The sequence below is a fragment of the Actinomadura sp. DC4 genome, assembly GCF_030406325.1.
GTDB lineage: Bacteria > Actinomycetota > Actinomycetes > Streptosporangiales > Streptosporangiaceae > Actinoallomurus.
Genome location: NZ_JAUEQY010000006.1, coordinates 1 through 18,471 on the forward strand (window position 1 = coordinate 1; position 18,471 = coordinate 18,471).

An 18,471-nucleotide genomic window follows, 5' to 3' on the forward strand; every position below is an offset into this window, starting at 1 on the left:
ACCAGACCATTGACCAGGGCCTCCACTGGTCGATCATCCGCCGCGAACATCAAGCCAGAGCCCGCCGAAGCCACTTCCGCCGACGCCTACGCCTCCAGGTCATCCAGATCTAGGGATGTAGTACTAGGCCGAGCCGAGGAGATCCTCGAGGGCGTCGATCTCGACGGTGACGGCGAGGCGTAGCCACGACTCCAACTGCTCGAGATCAGGGCACTCACTGATCCGGACCTGCGCCTCCTCCGACACCTCGATCCCATGCACCGACAACACGATCAACAGCACCCTCGCTGTCCCCTTGGCCATTCCCGCGGCCATCCCCGCGGCCATCCCCATTTCGTAATGGCGGCGGGCGAAGTCGCTCTTGTACTTACCGGCTCCGGCGCTCATGAAGGCGGCCTAGAGTCGGCGCACGCACCCGGTGTGCCTCATCGGCCGAACAGCTCCTCGACCGAGGCGCCCGTGGCGGCGAGCCGCACCCAGGCGTCCAGTTGCTCAAGATCGGTGCACTCACGGATCTGAACCAGCGCCGCCTCCGGCACCTCGATTTCACGAGCCGACAGCGCGGCCAGCAACGCGCGCGCCTCGCCCCTGGCCTCGCCCCTGGCCTCGCCCCTGGCCTCGCCCTCGACGATGCCTTCGCCGTAGTAGCGGCGGGCGTAGTTGCTCTTGTATTCGCGCGCCCGGGTCTCCAACATCGCCTCCAGAAGCTCGCTGGCCGTCTCTGGGAGCACGGCGAGCACCTCATCAATATAACCTTGCGCCCGGTCAGGCTCTATTTTCTCCATGCCCTCGAGCATCGCGGCGAGAACCTTGGCGCCGTTGGGTCCGGCTCCGTGGACCACGGCCGACATGACGGCGAGTTCGGGTACCGCCATGTCCGGGGTGGTCAGCTCGGGCACCTCTTTCGGGCCCAGCACCAGCGGTGTGAGGACGAGCCCCGGATGGCCCAGCTCGATCGGCCGGCGTGCCCACTCGGCGACGCCGTTCTCCAGGCAGATCACCAGGAGCAGGGCCGGGCGGCCCAAACGCGCGCGGGCGGTGGCGACGTAGGCGGGCCAGCTGTAGTGCTTGCGCCGGTCCGAACGTAACTGCACCTCGACGATCACGGCCAGCTCGCGGTCTCCCCCGCCGACGGTGATCACGGCGTCCGCGTGGTACGACGCGGGTGTGTGTTCGCTCAGGTCGCCGGACTCGAGCCGGGCCTCGGTGCAGGCCGGCATGAGTCCCGACCGGACGCATTCCACCAGGTCCGCCGCCAGCGCCGGGCGCCTGCGGAGGAACTCGATCCACATCTCATGCTCACGGGTCGGCACGCAGGTAATACTAACGGTAGCCGACCGTATACGGGGAGTAAAACGCGCGAGACCCCCGCCGGAGATGGCGGGGGTCTCGGACGACAGAGGTGCTCAGCCGAAGAAGACCTCGGACTCGGTGTAACGCTCGGCCGGGACGGTCTTGAGCTCGTCCGTGGCCGCGCTCAGGTCCACCCGCTTGATGTCGGTGCCGTTCAGGCCGACCATCTTGCCGAAGTCGCCGTCGTGCACGGCGTCGATGGCGTGCAGGCCGAAACGCGTGGCCAGGACACGGTCGAACGCCGTCGGGGTGCCGCCGCGCTGGATGTGGCCGAGGACCGTCGTACGGGCCTCCTTGCCGGTGCGCTTCTCGATCTCGGCGGCCAGGCGCTCGCCGATGCCGCCCAGGCGCACGTGGCCGAACGCGTCGAGCTCCTGGTTCTGGGTGTCCATCTGGCCGTCGGCCGGGTGGGCGCCCTCGGCGACCACGATGATCGGCGCGTAGCGCGTCTTGAAGCGGCTCTCGACGTAGCCGCAGACCTTCTCGATGTCGAAGGGGCGCTCGGGGATCAGGATGACGTTGGCGCCGGAGGCCATGCCCGCGTGCAGCGCGATCCAGCCCGCGTGGCGGCCCATGACCTCGCAGATCAGCGCGCGGTGGTGCGACTCGGCCGTCGTGTGCAGCCGGTCGATCGCCTCCATCGCGATGTTGACCGCGGTGTCGAAGCCGAACGTGTAGTCGGTGGCGTTGAGGTCGTTGTCGATCGTCTTCGGCACGCCGACGACCTTGACCCCGCGGTCGTGCAGCTGCCGCGCCACCCCGAGGGTGTCCTCGCCGCCGATGGCGATGAGCGCGTCGACGCCCAGCCCGGCGAGGTTGTCCTTGATCCGCTCGACGCCGCCCTCGATCTTGACCGGGTTCGTACGCGACGAGCCGAGGATGGTGCCGCCGCGCGGCAGGATGCCACGTACGGCCTGCACGTCCAGCGGAAGGGTGTCCCCCTCGAGGGGACCACGCCACCCGTCGCGGAAGCCGACGAACTCGTATCCGTAGACCTGTACGCCCTTGCGGACCACTGCGCGGATGACGGCGTTCAGGCCGGGGCAGTCACCGCCGCCGGTCAGCACTCCGACACGCATGCCAACTCCTCTTCGAACCATGGGACTGACCCGACCAAGAGTAATGGCCAGGAGACTGTGGATGCGGCATCACGCATGAGACCGCGATTGGTCTAGACCATATCGGATAAAAGTGGTCCCCATCAGCCCACTACGAAGAGATCCCCCTTACCGTCCGGTATCCGTACACCCCGGGCCAGACGGGTTCGGCGGACGGCCGCCTCACGGCCTCCGTACCGTAACCGCCGGTTCGCATGGGACGCCGGCACCGGCCTGGTGGAGAATAGGGGCAGGACCCCCCTTGACGGCCGGTAAAACACCCTCCCACCCCGTCTCAGGTGTACGCCCGGAGACCGAACTGAGAGATGATGGTCATCTTCCCAACCCGGGACCCGCATCGCCCACCATCCGCAGCCGCAACCTTTTGGCCAATCAGAGTTGTTCCGGCCGTAGGCTCATCAGAGGCGTCGGTCGACGGGAGTTCGAGGGGAGGCGCCATGGCGTTCACGCCGGGCGTCCGGTCGGAGGATACGGGCGCGTCGTGCGGCGGCTCCGGCCTCACGCAGAGGGGATCCGGCCGATGAGCCGGCGCGGCAACGGACTCACGGCGGACGCCTACGTGCCACTCGCCGACCTGACACCGCAGCTCGCCGACGCGATGCTGGCCGCGCTGCGGGAGGCGGGCATCGCCGCGTACGCGGTGCCGGCGCCGGGCGAGACCGGGGGCTACCTGGACGTACGCCTGCCGGAGGAGCCGACGGACCGGTTGTACGCCGACGCGAGCGCCAAGTCTGCGGCCGAGGAGATCCTGGAGACCCGGCTGCCCGAGCTGCGGGCCGACTACGCGGCCTCGCGCGATGAGGACCAGATCTTCGCCGAGATCGTCGCGTCCTTCGACCGCCCCTCGGCCACCGGCGAGACGCCGTGGCCGGCCGAGGAGAACATCGACGAGACCCCCGACGAAACCACCGAGGAACCCGCCGAGGAGCCGCCGGGCGAGTCGACCGGGGAGCTCACGCTGACGGCCCGCGTCGTCAAGCCCGCCACCGACGACGATGACGACGACCACTTCATCCCTCCTCCCCCGCCGCCGCTGCCCAAGCCCGACGCGATGACACGCTTCGCCTGGATCGCCCTGCTCGGCGGCCCGGTCTACCTGGTGGCCTCGGTATTCCTGAGCTGGGAGGTGCCGAGCTGGGCGGCGTTCGCCGCGGTCGCGGCCTTCATCGGCGGCTTCGTGGCCCTGGTGCTGCGCATGGGCGACGAACCCCCGGAGGACGACGACGGCGCCGTCGTCTGAAGGCCCGGGGCCAGGGCGGAAGAAATCCGTCACGCCCGGGTTCGGTCCCTCGGGCCGGGATGCGGCCCGCCGGCCCGGCCGCCCTCCGCCGGCCCGGCCGGCTACCACGGGCACGCCGCGCCGGCCGACCCCGAAAGCCTGGGCGAGGTTCGCGTAACCGGCCGCCACCCCCTCCTGCAAGCACAGGAAGAGGCCCGTACGGCCGGCTCGGGGCGTCCACATCGCCGCCCGCAGGGCACGAGCCGACGGTCGAGGAGGCCGCCCGGTCCAGCGGCCATGACGGCCGTGGCGGCGCTCGCCTTGCTGCGCGAGTCCTCGAACCCCACCATCATGCTGACGGTCCAGACCGCCGGCCGGGCATCAAGGTCGACGCACGCCCACGACAAGGCCCCTCAGCGGACGCGCAGCTCGGCCAGTAGCGGGCGGTGGTCGGTGGCGAGTGGATAGTCCGCCAGAAGCTCCGGCTCGTCGGGTACGCCGCAGCGTACGATCTCGATCCCGGAGTCGGCGAAGACGCCGTCGATGCGGGTGAGGGGCACGGTGGCGCTGTAGGTCGCCCCCTGCCCGGACGGCGCGGTCGCGAAGCCGTCGCTGAAGCGCTTCGCCAGGAAGTCCCACGTCGCCCCGCCGGGCTCCTCGTTGATGTCGCCCGCCAGCACGACCGGCGCCTGGAAGTGCTCCCGCGCCTCGTCCAGCTCGGCCGCGATCTCCTCCGCGTGCCGCAGGCGCGGGCGGTCGGCCAGGTCCAGGTGGACGCTGGCCGCCACCAGCCGAGCGCCGCCGACCTCCAGCAGGCCCAGCACCAGCCCGCGGCGGTGCAGGCCCGGCACCGGCGACAGCAGCCGGTGCCGCCGGTGCAGGAGGGCCGTACGGGGCCCGGCGTACAGCTCCAGGCCCGCGGGCCTGGAGCGTACCGCCAGGCCCAGTGACGTCTTGCGGGCCAGCCACCGCCGCTTGCGCAGCCAGAACGCGAAGCGCGGCGCCTCCTGCACGCAGGCGACGTCCGGCTCCAGGCGGCGGATCACCCGGGCCAGCGCGGCGCGGTCGTCGCGCATCGACCGGATGTTGTAGCTCAGCAGCCGGATCGTCGCCAAGGGCGGGCTCAGCGCAGACGCGCCAGGTCCGCGGCGCCGACGATGCCGGCGTCCGGGCCCAGCTCGGCCATCCGGATGTCGGCGAAGACGCGGTGGCCCCGGCCGGTCAGGGCGTTCTCGAAGGCGGCGCGGGCCGGGTGAAGCAGGAGGTCTCCCGCCTCCGACAGGCCGCCGCCGATGATGAACGCACCCGGGTCCAGGATCGCGGCGAGGTCGGCCATGCCCTGCCCGACCCAGACGGCCACGCTGCGGAAGCACTCCAGCGCCGCCGTGTCGCCGCCGCGCGCCGCCTCGGTGATCTCCGGGCCGCTGATGCCCTCCGGCGAACCGTCGCCGAGTTCGAGCAGCCGCCCGGCCAGTGCCGGGGACACCCGTGCCAGCTCGCGGGCCTCGGCCACGAGGGCGTTGCCCGAGGCGTACTGCTCCCAGCAGCCGCGATTGCCGCAGCCGCAGCGCCGCCCGTCGGGCACGACACGGAAGTGGCCGAACTCCCCGCCGATGCCGAACCGGCCGCGGTAGAGCTCGCCGTCCATGATCAGGCCGCCGCCGATGCCGGTGCCGAGGGTGATGAGCGTGATGTGGTCCTCACCGCGCCCGGCACCGAACTTGGCCTCGCCCCAGGCGGTGGCGTTGGCGTCGTTCTCGACGATGACCGGCAGCCCGACCTGACTCTCGACCTTCTTCTTGATCGGCTCGTCGCGCCAGGCGAGGTTGGGCGCGAACAGCACCGTGGACCGGCTCTCGTCCACGAAGCCCGCCGCGCCGAGGCCGACCGCCTCGACCTCGTCGAACTTTCCCTTGAGGATGTCGACGACCTCGGCGATGACCGCCGCGGTCTCGTGCGGGCTGGTCGAGGGCGTCGGGCGACGCAGCTTCTCGATGATCCGGCCGCGGTCGTCGACCACTCCGGCGGCGACCTTGGTGCCGCCGACATCCACTCCAATGGTGAGCGTCATCGACGCGGGCCCCCTAGTCGCTGTGCGGCCGGCCGCCGTCGGCCGGTTCCTCGCCCGGCTCCTGGCGCGGCGGACGCGTCCGCTCGAACCCCGCCACCGCCTCGCGTACCGCCGCGTAGAGCGACTCGCCGGCCGACATCACGTGGCTGACGACGTCGGGACCCGACGTACGCGAGGCCGCGATCGCCCGGCAGACCGGGCAGTACCGGCACTCCGGTGCGCCGGTCGCGATGTGCTCGCCCCAGGCGTCACTCGTCGCCTCGCTCCACACGTCTCCGGAGGCCGCGCCGCCGCTCATCTTCTTACGCAGCGTCTCGGCGAGGCGTACGGCCTCAAACAGCACCGATGCTGGCTGTTCACTCATGGAGTCATCATCTACCTAATCGTTCGACGTGAGACGGTACCGCCTCGGAGGCGTCCGTGGCGCGCAGAAGCGGGGTCAACTGTCACGGTCTATGCCTCGACGCGCCGTTTGAGCCCTTTGAGAGCCGTCTCGATTATCCGCTTCTCCGCCTTCCGCCGGACCATGCCGATCATCGGGATCCGCACGTCGACCGCGAGCTCGTAGGTCACCTCGGTGCTCCCATCGGCCGGGGCGAGGCGGTATGCCCCGGTCATGCCGGTCAGCATCGTGCCCGCCTCGGCGAGGTTCCAGTGCACCGCGTCGTCGCCGGCCCAGTCGTAGGCCAGGACGTAGGTGTCCCTGATCGGCCCGGCCTCCAACGTGATCCGCACCTGGTCGGCCCGCCCGTCCTCGGCCGTCGAGACGACCTCGGCGGCGGTGATGCCCTCGGCCCATCCAGGGTATGCGGGAAAGTCGGCGATGACCGCCATCACCTCAGGCGCGGAGGCGTTGATCGTGATGCTCGAACTCGTCCGATCCGCCATCAGCACGTCCTTTCGTCGGCACATTTTCTTCCGGGAGCGTAGTCGTTACCACTCCAGGACGTAGGGAGCGCCGCGAGCGCGGAAATGCCCGACGTTGACGCACTCGGTGCGGCCGATGCGCATCCGGCGGGCGAGCGGCTGGTGGACGTGGCCGAAAAGCACGTAGCGCGGCTGGGTCTCGTGGATCGCCGCCAGCACCGCCTCGCTGCCGCGCTCGAAGCGCCGCGCGACGGTGTCGTACAGGAGTTCGGGTACGGCCGGCGGGATGTGGCAGCACAGGACGTCGACGGCACCGACGGCCGCGACCTTCGCGGCGTAGGTCTCGTCGTCCACCTCGTAGGGCGTGCGGTAGCGCGTGCGCAGCCCGCCGCCGACGAAGCCGAACCGCAGGCCGCCGATCTCGGCCGTCTCCCCGTCGAGCACCCGGTGGCCCTCGCGGAGGTTCTCCGCGTACATGTGCGGGATGTCGACGTTGCCGTAGGTGAGGTAGGCCGGTTCCGGCATCGCCGCGAACAGCGCCTTGTACTGCCGCCGGACCGCCGCCTCGATGTGCGCGCGCGGCTCGCCGTCGAGGGAGGCCCACAGCCCCTGGGAGAACTCCCGCGCCTCCTCGAAGCGCTTCTGGGTGCGCAGCGAGATGAACGTGTCGGCGTTCCGCTCGCCGAACAGGTCGGCGAAGATGCCCTGCCCGTGGTCCTCGTAGTCGATGAAGAGAACCAGGTCGCCGAGGCACACCAGCGCGTCGGCTCCGTCGCCGGCACCGGCGAGCGCGTCCACTCGCCCGTGAACGTCACTCACCACATGAACCCGCATGGGCAAACCCTATTCCGGACCCGCGGCGTTCAGACGCACGGCGACGCGTCGACCAGCGTCCGCCAGTCCCGTACGAGGGCGGCGTCCACCGTGTTGACCCCGGAGACGCCCGCACGGCGGACGGCGGCGCCGACGTGGAAGGCGTCCACTCCGGCCGCGACGAGCACGGCCACGTGCTTGCGCCGCAGGCCGCCGCCGGCGAGCACGAGCGACGCGTGCGAGGCGGTTCGCCGCAGCAGCACCGCCATGCCGGCCTCCACGCCGCGCGGCGACCCGGCGGACAGGACCGCGTCCAGGCCGGGCAGGTCCGCGATGGCCGCCCACGCGGAGTCGAGGCACGCGGCGTTGTCGACGGCGCGGTGGAACGTCCACGGCAGCGGCGCGACGGCGTCGGCGAGCTTCATCGTGGCCGCGACGTCGACGGTGCCGGTCGCGCTCAGGAAGCCGAAGACGAAACCGTCCGCGCCGCACTCGGCGTGCTCGCCCGCCGCGCGCCGCAGCCGGTCCAGCTCCGGGCCGGTCGTACGGAAGCCGGTCTTGGCCCGCAGCATGACGCGCATGGGCAGTGACGTGGCACGGCGGACCACGGCGACGGTGCACGGATCGGGCGACAGCCCACCGGCCCGTACGTCCGCCACGACCTCGATCCGGTCGGCGCCGCCCGCCTCGGCGGCCTCCGCGTCGGCCTCGGTCTGCGTTATGACCTCGAGCAGCGACATCTTCCTCCCCGGTTCACAGCGGACGAGCGCACATTCTCGCGGCGCCTGGGACCCACGCGGACCGGATTGACCTGGTCTTTGTCCGGGCAGGCCATGCTGGGGACGCCATGCCGACCGCCCTTCCAGCATGACGCGGCCGTGGTGAACGAGTGCGTCAACCGGTGATAAGAAGAAATGCGAGACGCGTCACCCGCCGAAGGCTACCGATCGGTAAGTAGAAGCGGTAGCGTCCGTGCAGCCCTGACGCCGTGCCCGAAAGAGGAGAATTCGTGCGTGAGTTCAGCGTTCCCGCGCAGGTGGCGATCGCCGATTCGGCGAATCTGACCGAGACGCTGTTCTCCCGGGCCGCCGAGGAGCCGGACCGGACCGTGTTCCGCCGCAAGGAGGGCGCGGGCTGGCGCGACGTGAGCGCGCGCGAGTTCGGAGACGAGGTCTCCCGCGTCGCCGGCGGGCTCGTCACGGCCGGCGTCGAGCCGGGCGACCGGGTCGCGATCATGTCGCGCACCCGCTACGAGTGGACGGTCGCCGACTACGCGATCTGGACCGCCGGCGCGGTGACCGTGCCGATCTATGAGACCTCCTCGGCGTCGCAGATCGAGTGGATCATCGGCGACTCCGGCGCCAAGGCGATCTTCATCGAGAGCGACGAGCACGAGAAGGCGGTGGCCTCCGTACGAGGCGAGCTGCCCGGCCTCGCGCACGTCTGGCGGATGGACGACCTGCCCTCCGAGACTCCCGGGGAGACGGATCTGGAGGAGCGCCGTGCGTCGCGTACCTCATCCGACCTCGCGACGGTCATCTACACCTCGGGCACCACGGGCCGCCCGAAGGGTTGTGAGATCACCCACGCCAACCTGCTCGCCACCGCGCGCAACACGATCGAGGGCGCCCTCGCGGAGGTCTTCGACCTCGCCGACGGCTCCACTCTGCTGTTCCTCCCGCTCGCGCACGTGTTCGCGCGGCTCATCGAGGTCGGCTGCGTCGAGGCGGGGGTCACGCTCGGCCACACGCCGGACCTGACCGACCTCGTCGGCGACCTGGAGTCGTTCCGCCCGACGTTCCTGCTGGCGGTCCCCCGCGTCTTCGAGAAGGTCTACAACGGGGCCGAGCAGAAGGCCGCCGCCGACGGCAAGGGCCGCATCTTCCACATCGCCGCCGACACCGCGATCGCCTACAGCCGGGCCGCGTCCCCCGGCCTCGGGCTGCGGCTCAAGCACGCGGTCTTCGACCGGCTCGTCTACACCAAGCTGCGCGCCGCGGTCGGTGGCCGGGTGACCCACGCCGTGTCCGGCGGCGCCGCGCTCGGCGAGCGCCTCGGCCACTTCTTCAACGGCGTCGGCATCACGATCCTGGAGGGGTACGGCCTGACGGAGACGACCGCGCCCATCGCGGTCAACCGGCCCGCCGACAACCGCATCGGCAGCGTCGGAAAGCCGATCCCCGGCACCTCGGTGCGCATCGCCGACGACGGTGAGGTGCTGGCCAAGGGCCCCAACGTCTTCACGGGCTACTGGCACAACGAGGAGGCCACCAAGGAGGCCCTCGACGACGGCTGGTTCCACACCGGTGACATCGGCGAGCTCGACGACGACGGCTACCTCAGGATCACCGGCCGCAAGAAGGAGCTCATCGTCACCGCCGGCGGCAAGAACGTCGCCCCCGGGCCACTGGAGGACCGCCTGCGCGCCCACCCGCTCATCAGCCAGTGCCTGGTCGTCGGCGACGGCCGTAAGTTCGTCGGCTGCCTGATCACCCTCGACCCCGAGGCCGTCGGGCCGTGGAAGGAACAGCACGGCAAGGACTCCATGTCCATGACCGAGCTGGTCGAGGACCCCGACCTGGTCAAGGAGATCGACGCCGCGGTGGCCGAGACCAACGCGTCCGTGTCACGGGCCGAGGCGATCAAGAAGTACCGCATCCTCGAGGCCGACTTCACCGAGGAGACCGGCCATCTGACCCCGACCCTGAAGGTCAAGCGGAACCTCGTGGTGAAGGACTTCGAGACCGAGATCGAGGCGCTCTACTCCTGACCCCGCTCCTGGCGCTCCTGGCCTTCCAGGAGGGCGGCGAAGCGCCGTGCCTGAACCGTCCAGCGCCACTCGCGCTCGATCCACGAGCGGCCCTTGTCGCCCATCGCGGCCGCGCCCGCCGGGTTGGCCAGCAGGTCGGCCACCGACTCCGCGACGGCCGCGACCGAGCGGCCGTCGACGACGAGCCCGGTCTCGCCCGCCAGCACGGCGTCCGGCGCGCCGCCCGAGTCGCCCGCGACGACCGGCAGCCCGGTCGCGGAGGCCTCCAGGTAGACGATGCCGAGGCCCTCGACGTCCAGGCCGCGCCGCCGCGTACGGCAGGGCATCGCGAAGACGTTCCCGGCGTCGTAGTGCGCCGGGAGCTCTTCCCAGGGCACGGTGCCGGTGATCCGCACGGACCCGGTCACGCCCAGCTCGTCGCGCAGGCGTTCGAGCGCCGGACGGTACGGGCCGCCGCCGACGAGCAGCAGCGCGGCGTCCGGCACCCGCCGCAGCACCCGCGGCCAGGCGTGGATCAGCGCGTCCTGGCCCTTGCGCGGCACCAGGCGTGAGACGCACACGGCGACCGGCCGGTCCGCCAGGCCGTACCGCGCGCGGATCTCCTCACCGCCCGCCCCGGGCCGGAACACCGTCTCGTCGACGCCGGGGGCGAGCCGCCGCATCCCGGCCGCGGCCCGCGGCGACAGCGCCCCGGCGATCCGGCCGCGTGTGTAGTCGCCGAGGTAGGTGAGCACGTCCACGCCGTCCCCGATGCGGCGCAGCAGCCGGCGGGCGCCCGGCAGCGCGGCCCAGCCCGCCTCGTGCCCGTGGGTGAGGCCGACGATCCGGCCGGCGCCCTCGCGGCGCAGGGCGGGCGCGAGCAGGCCGAGCGGCGCCGCCGCGCCGAACACCACCGAATCACACCCCTCGGCCCGTACGAGGCCGGCGGCGCGGCGCAGCACCGCCGGCACGGGCACCATCAGCCGGGTCGGATGCCGTACGACGGGAAAGGGCTGGGCGGCGTCGAAGGCGTCGGCGCCCGGCCACGAGGGCGCGTAGACCAGGACGGAACCGGGCGGGCGCCGTATCGCGAGGTTGTGGACGAACGCCTGAATTCCGCCCGGCCGCGGGGGAAAGTCGTTGGTGACAACGAGCGTCTTTGTCATGGCTCCGTCAGAATCGATTTGATGATCACATTTCGGTTCCAGGCCAGTGACCGGAACGAAACAGGGCGTTAATCTTTACAGGTGTCACATGTGGCCGCCCTAACCCCGCCCGGCCTGCTGAGATCAACGCGGACCTGACGAGGCACGGCGGTGGGAGTACTCCACGGATTAGGAGAAGCCACCTTGACCGAAACCCCCCAACCCCCCGCGCCGGCGATCTCGGCGATAGCAGACCCCGCCCCCCTCGGCCTCGCCGCCTTCGCCCTCACCACGTTCCTGCTCTCGGCCAAGAACGCCGACTGGACCAACGGTACCGACGCCTGGCTCGGCTACGCGTTCTTCTACGGCGGCCTCTGCCAGCTGCTCGCCGGCATGTGGGAGTTCCGTAACCGCAACACCTTCGGGGCGACCGCCTTCTCGACCTACGGCGGGTTCTGGATCGGCCTCGCCTGGTACGTCACGCACGTCGCGCCGACGGCCGGCGCGGCCGCCAAGGCCGCGGGCGGCGGCGACCCGGAGCTGCTCATCCAGAACGACCTCGGGTGGATCCTCCTCGCGTTCGCCATCTTCAACACCTACATGCTGCTGATGGCCTCGCAGGTCAACACCGCGGTCTTCGGGGTCTTCCTCACGCTGGAGGTCACCGAGATCGTCCTGTTCATCGGCAACTTCAACCACAGCGCCGGCACGGTCAAGCTCGGTGGGTGGATCGGCGTGCTGACCGCCGTCGTGGCCTGGTACACCTCGGCTGCCGGCGTCGCCAACAACACGCCCGGCCGGATCTCCCTGCCGGTCGGCTCGCCGTTCGGCGCCAAGACCGCCCAGCCGGTCGCCTAGCGACCACCGTCCCCGCCGTGGCCGCGCCGCATCGCGTGGTCACGGCGGGGTGCCGCCCGCGAGCGGCGGGGGCACCGTGAGGTGATGGAGCCGGGCCCAGTCGCGGCCCATGGCGATCCGCTCCGGGCCGGTCGGGTGGGAGTTCCACAGCGCGTACTCCAGGGCGTCCGGCGACAGCTCGTCCAGGTTGCTGGCGCTGAGCGAGCGCTGCATCCGCACGTACGTCTCCGGGTCCCGGGTCAGGTCCAGCGCGTGCATGTCGGCCCGCGCCTCGATGCGGCGGCTGACGAGGTTCTCCACCGGCGCCGCCGCCTGCGTCAGCACGGTCACCGCGGCGAGCAGCAGCGCGACCGACCGCGGGTCGGCCGCCGACTCCGCCCCGGCACGCCGCAGCAGCCGGGGCGAGCTCATGACCAGGTAGAGCACACAGACCCCGGCCGCCGCCCCGAGCGCGCCGACGAGAGTGCCGTGCAGGACGTCGCCGCGCTTGGCGTGACCGAGCTCGTGCGCCACGACCAGCTCGACCTCGGGCCGCGGTTCGGTGTCGAGCAGGGTGTCGTAGACGACGATCCGCCGGGTCGAGCCGAAACCTGAGACGTACGCGTTGAGCGCCGTGGTCCGCTTGGAGGCGTCGGCCACGAGCACGTCGTCGACCGGCACTCCGTCTCTTCGCGCCATCGCGAGCAGGTCGGTGCGCAGCGGCCCGGCCGGCATCGAGTGGAACGAGTTGAACAGCGGCTCGACCAGCACCGGATAGCCGAACGACGCCGCCCCGACGAGGACGAACCCGCCCACTGCGGCCCCCGCCCACCAGCGCCGGGGGAACCTGCGGACGAGCAGGTGCAGGCCGAGCAGCACGACGATCCAGATGACGAGGGTGACGCCGAGGGAGGTCGCCTGGTCGGTGAGCCAGGCGCCCCAGTGCTGGGTCGACAGCCCGTACTTTCGCAGCACGGTCTCGGACCACATGTCGAACGGCAGGCCGACGAGCCGCGTGAGCACCGCGAGCACGACCGCCGTGCCCACCAGGCGCAGCGGCGCACGGCGCAGCGGCCGGGTGAGCACGCCCAGCAGCCGCGAGCCCAGCGGCGTCAGGCCGAGCAGGAGCACCGCCACGAGTCCCGCGACCAGCCCGCCGTACGCCGGGGGGTTCAGGTCGGTGTTGAACGCGTGGCTGCGCGCGATCTGCGCGGGCGTGAAGTCGGCCCGCGGGTCGGGCGCGGTCCGCGCGCCCGGCAGCGGATGCCAGGGCGTCGTCAGCGCGATCACGACCACCAGCAGCGCGCAGAGCAGCACCGCCGCGATGACCGCGGGCCGCCGTGACGGCGTCGCGGCGGCCGACCGCTCGCTCTCGTCCACCTCCGTGGCGCTCACGCGAGCTCCTTGCGGACGTACGCGCGCCACTGCTCGTCGAAGCCGCTCGCACCGACGCCCAGGACCGTACGCAGCGCGCGGTCCTCGACGCGCGGGTCGCCCGCCTCACCGGGTTCGGCCTCGGCCGTACGGTAGAGCCGTACCAAAGTGTCCTCCCCGTAGCGTTCGGCGATCATCCGGCAGGCCAGCCAGGCCTCCTCGTACGCCGCGGACAGCCGGTCCCCCGAGCCCGCGAAGTCGGCGCGCCCCGGCGGGGCCGACGGCATGTCGCCGCCGGCGATGAGATCCGCCAGCTCCCGGCCCGCCGCCTTCGTCGCGACGCCGGCGTCCTTGTAGCCCACGTAGTCGGCCAGGCCCTCGATCAGCCACATCGGCGTACGGGCGTCGCGGGCCCCGCCCATCGCGACGTGGACCAGTTCGTGGGTGAGGACGACGTGCCGGCCGATCGCGTTGAGGCGGCCGAACGCGGTCGGCGTGATCACGACGCGGTCCTCCCCCGTCGCCCGGCCGCCGGCGTCGCCGGTGATGGTGGCGAGCGCCGCGATGTCACCGAGGTTGCGCATGTCCCCGGCCATCGCCTCGGCCTTCTGCTCGGTGGCGGGGACGAGCGCGACGACGTGCCGGGACCACCGGTCGCCGACCACGCCGGACACGATGCCCGCGCCGTCGTCGAGGCGGCCGGCGATGTCGTGGAGCTCGGCCGTACGGGCATGGGCGTTCTGGCCCGCGCCGTCTTCGGCGAGCACGAGGCTGCGCCGCCCGCGTACGACCGTGAGGTCGCCGCCGCTCCAGATCTGCGGGTCGTCGCGCAGGCCGTGCGCCGCGCCGTCGCCGGAGATCACCCATCCGGCGCCGCGGCGCCGGTCGAAGGTGAGGTACTCGGTGTAGACGAGGTCGCGGCGGTCGAAGCCGCGGATCCGGTACGCGAGACGCAGCCGGGCCGTCCAGCCGTCGTCCGCGGCCACCGCGGGACGCGTGTCGGCCAGGGACTCCTTCCAGTTCGTGAGGGGCACCTTGGCCAGGTTGTCGAAGAGCACCGACTGCCCGGCACGGAACGCCTGGCCCGACGGGTCGACGGTGGCGAGGAAGGCCGCGCGGTCGCGGGCCAGGACCGCTCGGGAGCGCCGCTGGAGCAGGGAGTTCACGGTCGCCGCGCTCGGCGCGGGCAGGGCTCCGGCGACCGGCTCCGAGCGGGCCGCCGGCCGGCCCGGGTCCGCGCGTGAGGTGAGGTAACCGGCCGCGGTGACCAGGTCGGCCACGATCGCCAGGCCGACCAGCCCCGCCAGGACGACCGGCGTGGTCGCGCGCGGGGTCGCCTTCTCCGTGGCCGGCATGCGCGCGATCCTAGCCGCCGGTGCCGAGTGACCCCGAATCCTTCCGGCATCCGCCGGCCGTCGCGGGCCTTTCGCCGCGCCGATCATCGCCATTCGGGCCGAAATATCGAGCCGATTATCGTCGTTCTCAGTAAAGGATTTTATCCGCCCCGGAAAAGGGCGGACGGCCCGGGACGATCCCCGGTAAGGGGACGGCCCCGGGCCTCAGATCGTGCCTCGGTCAGGCGGATCAGTACGGGCGAGCGCCGCCGTTGAAATGGTGCCGGTAGTAGCTGTTGAGCAGGACCTGTTTGATGCGGGTGCCGGTGTGGGCGGCGTGGATCATGTAGACCTTGCTGCCCTTGACCTTCGAGACGATGCCGGTGTGGCCGTCGCCGTAGAAGTACACCAGGTCACCGACGGCGAGGTTCGTGAACCTCACATGCCGTTTGACGTGCCTGTGCTGGGCGTCCGCGGTGCGCGGAAGCCGTACTCCGGCCTTTCGGTAGACGTACTGGACCAGACCTGAGCAGTCGAAACTGCTGGGACCGTGCCCGCCGTAGCGATACGGCTTGCCGATCTGCTTTCGGGCGACGGCGACCGCCGTCAACCCGACCTTGTGTCGCTGGCTCCAAGACTTGTGCTTCGCCACCGTGGCCGTCATCGGTGTGACCGTGGCGGCGTCCGCCGCCGGTATCGTCACGACCGTCACTGCCACGGGCGCGAGGATCGCGCCTGCCACCAGCATTCCGCCGGCGAGGCGCCTACGCGCGAATGAAGCGGTCGAGGGGTTGCGAGACAGGGTTCTCTCCTTCCGTGGACGCCTACCGGGTTAGCTGACGGGTTCGGGCTGGAAGTCGCGCCCTACGGCACGCCTGAGAAACAGGCGTCTCGATTCACCCCTGGAAGGCCGCGCTCATGGCGCGGTTGGGTCCCCGGCTCCGCGTGCCCGCGGATTCGGCGTTCGCGGCCACCCTGACGCGCCTGTTGTCAGGCGGTCCCCGTGGCTGGCCGCTTACCGATGCATTTCGGAAAGGCCGAAATAGAAATCCATCCCCGTAACGTGTTCCACAACACACGAATGACAGAATCCACCCCGACCGTGCGATACATGGCGTGTACCGCACATTTCTCGCACGCTAGCAAGACATCTACGAATGGGCAAACTTTGTCATAAAAAAGTAGCGGTGCAATCACTTAACGTGTGATTGCACCGCTACGAATGTTGGTTCTAGGCCTCTTTTAGAGAAGTCGGCCGCCGCCCTCGAAGACGGACGTGTACCATGCCTCGCTCAGGCTGGACACCTTGACGACATCGCCCGTGTGCGGCGCCTGAATGAACTTCCCATTTCCGACATAGAGGCCGACGTGCCCCAAGTCGTGGAAGAAAACAAGGTCGCCGGGCTGAAGCTGGGCCCGTGAGATGTGCCGGCTGGCGCTGTACTGGTTCGGCACATAGTGGCTCATGTTGATGCCGACCTGCTTGTAGGCCATCATCGTCAGCCCCGAGCAGTCGAAGGACGACGGGCCCGCGCCACCGAAGACGTACGGCTTGCCGAGCTGGGCGCAGGCGTACCGGAGTACCGCCTCGGCCTTGCCGGTGGCCAGGATCGAGCAGTTCGCCTTGGAGCTGCCCGGGTCGATGTTGCTGCCGAGCCGGTCGATCAGCCGCAGCTGCTTCGTGATGGCGGAGTTGGCCGAGGCGCGCTTCTTGTCGACCTGTTCCTTCTGCTGCTTGAGCTGCTCGGCCGCCTGCTCGGCCAGCGCCTTCTGCCGCTCCAGCCGCTGCGCGGACGCCAGGAACTGGGTGAGCTCGGCGGCGCGGTTGTTGGAGACCTTGGTGAAGGCCGTCATCTGGTCGAGCACGGCTTCGGGGTCCTTGGCCGAGACCAGGTCCGGGACCGAGCCGGCCTCACCGCCGGACTTGTAGGCCGCGGCGGCGAGCTGAGCCACTCTGATGTGCAGCTGCTCGAAGGTGGACCGCTCGGTCGTGACACTGGAGTTCAGGGCCTTGAGGCGGCTCTGAGCGGCCTTCCAGTCCTCTTTGGCCTTGTTGTACTGGTTCGCCAGCTGGTCGACCTGGTCGTTGAGCGTGGCGAGCTGCTTCTTCGCGGCGCTCAGGGAGGGGGTGGGCTTGGCTTCCGCGGGAGTCGCGGGCATGAAGAGCCCGGCGACGACGGCCGCTCCGGCGGTGCCGACGAACCAACGACTGGCTTTGGACATGGTTGTACGCTTCATCTCCACTCGTGACCCCCTACGGCCGGCCTGCGCCGTAGTAGTTCGAGGTGTAGTAACCGCTCAGGCTCGTGATCTTGACGACGTCGCCCGTGTGCGGCGAGTGGATGAACTTACCGCCGCCGACGTAGATGCCGACGTGGCCGAGTCCATCGAAGAAGACCAGGTCACCCGGCTCCAGGTCGGCCTTCGCGACCCGGCGGGTGGCGTTGAACTGGTCGGGCACGACGCGCGGCAGGCTGACGCCCGCCTGGCGCCAGGCCATCATCACGAAACCGGAGCAGTCGTAGCGGGGGCCGGTGCCGCCGTACTCGTACGGCGTGCCGAGCTTGCTGTACGCCCAGTTGAGGACGGTGCGCGCGTTGCCGGAGGCCGGACCGGTGTAGGTGCCGCCGATCGATCCGCCGCCGCTGCTGCTGGTGCCGCCGCCGAGCCGGTTGACCAGCGACTGCTGCTGAGCGGCCTGCTTCTTGAGCTTGTCGCGCTGCGAACGCTCGGACTTGAGCTTGGAGTTCAGGTCGGCGGCGGCCTGCTTGGCCTGCGCCTGCTGCCGCTGCAGGAGCTGCGCGGCGTTGAGGAACTGAGTCACCTCGGACGACCGGTTGCGGGCCACCTGGGTGAAGATCGAGATCTGGTCGAGCACGTCCTGAGGGTTACTCGACGAAACGAGGTTCGGAATGTCCCCGGACTGGCCGCTCTTGTACGCGGACGCGGCGAGCTGTGCCACGCGGACACGCAGCTGCTCGTACGTCGTCTTGTCGTCGGCGACCGACTTGTTCAGCGCCGCGAGCTTCTTCTGAGCGGCCTGTCGCTCTTCTCTGACCTTGTTGTACAGGTTGTCCTGGTGGTCGACCTGTGAGTTCAGCTTTTTGAGCTTGGCCTGGCTCTCCTTCAGCGTGGCCTTCGGCTTCGCCTCAGCGGACCCGACGGGCAAGACCAGCGCCGCCGAAGCCGCTACGCACAGGGTCGCCAAGGCACGAAGCCCGACCCTGCCTCTCGGCAGCCAGCCACCGGCGCGACTGCCGGCACTGCGCTCTGTTGCCACGATTGCGGCACGCCCCTCTCCCAAGGACCGCCTACCGGGTTAGCTGACGGATTCGGGCGTGGAAGTCGCCCTACGAAACGCCGCAGCGCTCCGATTCACCCCTGGAACCTGGTTCCCCGGCTCACACGACAGAACGGAGACCACCGCGAACGGAGGTCTCTCCTTTGTGCCGTGACGACTCGGCGGGAGCCCGTCGCCGTCGCCTGGGGGGCGACGAACGAGCGACTGACTCAGGGCGCGAGACTAGTCAAGTATCACCCTGGTAACAACCGCTTCCCGAGGAATGCTCGCAATTCGCATCACGGACGCCA

Annotated in this window: 18 protein-coding genes and 2 riboswitches; of the genes, 3 read left to right on the forward strand and 15 right to left on the reverse strand. The window is 70.5% G+C overall.

The window, feature by feature from the left end; all coding sequences use genetic code 11:
* Window positions 1-123: 123 nt before the first annotated feature.
* From QWU11_RS11365 to QWU11_RS11375, 3 genes are all read right to left on the reverse strand, one after another.
* Window positions 124-387: a hypothetical protein gene (locus tag QWU11_RS11365; protein WP_290105121.1), complete on the reverse strand. Its 264-nt coding sequence runs from the start codon at window positions 385-387 to the stop codon at window positions 124-126.
* A gap of 38 nt (window positions 388-425) precedes the next feature.
* Window positions 426-1,313 (reverse strand): hypothetical protein, encoded by an 888-nt coding sequence (locus QWU11_RS11370; protein ID WP_290105122.1) that lies wholly within the window; start codon window positions 1,311-1,313, stop codon window positions 426-428.
* A 93-nt stretch (window positions 1,314-1,406) separates the two neighbouring features.
* On the reverse strand, window positions 1,407-2,432 hold the full coding sequence (locus QWU11_RS11375) for a 6-phosphofructokinase (RefSeq protein WP_290105123.1): 1,026 nt from the start codon (window positions 2,430-2,432) through the stop codon (window positions 1,407-1,409).
* Window positions 2,433-2,991: 559 nt separating this feature from the next.
* Between QWU11_RS11375 and QWU11_RS11380 the strand changes: the two genes are divergently transcribed.
* Entirely contained in the window at window positions 2,992-3,711 is a 720-nt protein-coding gene (locus QWU11_RS11380; protein ID WP_290105124.1) for a hypothetical protein, read from the forward strand.
* Between the two features lie 392 nt (window positions 3,712-4,103).
* Here QWU11_RS11380 and QWU11_RS11385 read toward each other — a convergent pair whose 3' ends face one another.
* From QWU11_RS11385 to QWU11_RS11410, 6 genes are all read right to left on the reverse strand, one after another.
* The gene (locus tag QWU11_RS11385) at window positions 4,104-4,805 is read right to left on the reverse strand and encodes an endonuclease/exonuclease/phosphatase family protein (protein WP_290105125.1); all 702 of its coding nucleotides are present in this window, start codon (window positions 4,803-4,805) and stop codon (window positions 4,104-4,106) included.
* Between the two features lie 8 nt (window positions 4,806-4,813).
* Window positions 4,814-5,761, reverse strand: coding sequence for an ROK family glucokinase (locus tag QWU11_RS11390; RefSeq protein ID WP_290105126.1), 948 nt, complete (start codon window positions 5,759-5,761; stop codon window positions 4,814-4,816).
* A gap of 13 nt (window positions 5,762-5,774) precedes the next feature.
* Window positions 5,775-6,125 (reverse strand): hypothetical protein, encoded by a 351-nt coding sequence (locus QWU11_RS11395; RefSeq protein WP_290105127.1) that lies wholly within the window; start codon window positions 6,123-6,125, stop codon window positions 5,775-5,777.
* An 89-nt stretch (window positions 6,126-6,214) separates the two neighbouring features.
* Window positions 6,215-6,649, reverse strand: a complete 435-nt coding sequence (locus QWU11_RS11400) for an SRPBCC family protein (RefSeq protein WP_290105128.1) — start codon at window positions 6,647-6,649, stop codon at window positions 6,215-6,217.
* 45 nt (window positions 6,650-6,694) lie between these two features.
* Entirely contained in the window at window positions 6,695-7,462 is a 768-nt protein-coding gene (locus QWU11_RS11405; protein ID WP_290105129.1) for a metallophosphoesterase, read from the reverse strand.
* 29 nt (window positions 7,463-7,491) lie between these two features.
* The gene (locus QWU11_RS11410; RefSeq protein ID WP_290105130.1) at window positions 7,492-8,181 is read right to left on the reverse strand and encodes a copper homeostasis protein CutC; all 690 of its coding nucleotides are present in this window, start codon (window positions 8,179-8,181) and stop codon (window positions 7,492-7,494) included.
* Window positions 8,182-8,450: 269 nt separating this feature from the next.
* On the opposite strand from QWU11_RS11410, the gene QWU11_RS11415 reads away from it, so the two are divergent.
* Window positions 8,451-10,211 (forward strand): long-chain fatty acid--CoA ligase, encoded by a 1,761-nt coding sequence (locus QWU11_RS11415; protein ID WP_290105131.1) that lies wholly within the window; start codon window positions 8,451-8,453, stop codon window positions 10,209-10,211.
* On the opposite strand, the gene QWU11_RS11420 is transcribed toward QWU11_RS11415, so the two are convergent.
* A complete protein-coding gene (locus QWU11_RS11420; RefSeq protein WP_290105132.1) occupies window positions 10,202-11,356 on the reverse strand; it encodes a glycosyltransferase family 4 protein in 1,155 nt (384 codons plus the stop codon). The two genes, QWU11_RS11415 and QWU11_RS11420, sit on opposite strands and share 10 nt — an antisense overlap.
* A gap of 183 nt (window positions 11,357-11,539) precedes the next feature.
* Here QWU11_RS11420 and QWU11_RS11425 point away from each other — a divergent pair, with 183 nt between their 5' ends.
* Window positions 11,540-12,193, forward strand: a complete 654-nt coding sequence (locus QWU11_RS11425) for an acetate uptake transporter (RefSeq protein WP_290105133.1) — start codon at window positions 11,540-11,542, stop codon at window positions 12,191-12,193.
* Window positions 12,194-12,232: 39 nt separating this feature from the next.
* On the opposite strand, the gene QWU11_RS11430 is transcribed toward QWU11_RS11425, so the two are convergent.
* The 5 genes from QWU11_RS11430 to QWU11_RS11450 all read right to left on the reverse strand — a co-directional run bounded on the left by QWU11_RS11430 (window position 12,233) and on the right by QWU11_RS11450 (window position 18,049).
* A complete protein-coding gene (locus tag QWU11_RS11430; RefSeq protein ID WP_290105134.1) occupies window positions 12,233-13,567 on the reverse strand; it encodes a M48 family metallopeptidase in 1,335 nt (444 codons plus the stop codon).
* Window positions 13,564-14,901, reverse strand: a complete 1,338-nt coding sequence (locus tag QWU11_RS11435) for a hypothetical protein (RefSeq protein ID WP_290105136.1) — start codon at window positions 14,899-14,901, stop codon at window positions 13,564-13,566. The genes QWU11_RS11430 and QWU11_RS11435 overlap by 4 nt, the downstream gene beginning before the upstream one ends.
* Window positions 14,902-15,130: 229 nt before the next feature.
* Window positions 15,131-15,598, reverse strand: a complete 468-nt coding sequence (locus QWU11_RS11440) for a C40 family peptidase (protein WP_290105137.1) — start codon at window positions 15,596-15,598, stop codon at window positions 15,131-15,133.
* A gap of 88 nt (window positions 15,599-15,686) precedes the next feature.
* Window positions 15,687-15,853: riboswitch (cyclic di-AMP (ydaO/yuaA leader) on the reverse strand.
* Between the two features lie 269 nt (window positions 15,854-16,122).
* Entirely contained in the window at window positions 16,123-17,103 is a 981-nt protein-coding gene (locus QWU11_RS11445) for a C40 family peptidase (RefSeq protein WP_290105138.1), read from the reverse strand.
* 31 nt (window positions 17,104-17,134) lie between these two features.
* The gene (locus tag QWU11_RS11450; protein ID WP_290105139.1) at window positions 17,135-18,049 is read right to left on the reverse strand and encodes a C40 family peptidase; all 915 of its coding nucleotides are present in this window, start codon (window positions 18,047-18,049) and stop codon (window positions 17,135-17,137) included.
* Between the two features lie 123 nt (window positions 18,050-18,172).
* Window positions 18,173-18,306: riboswitch (cyclic di-AMP (ydaO/yuaA leader) on the reverse strand.
* Window positions 18,307-18,471: the final 165 nt, after the last annotated feature.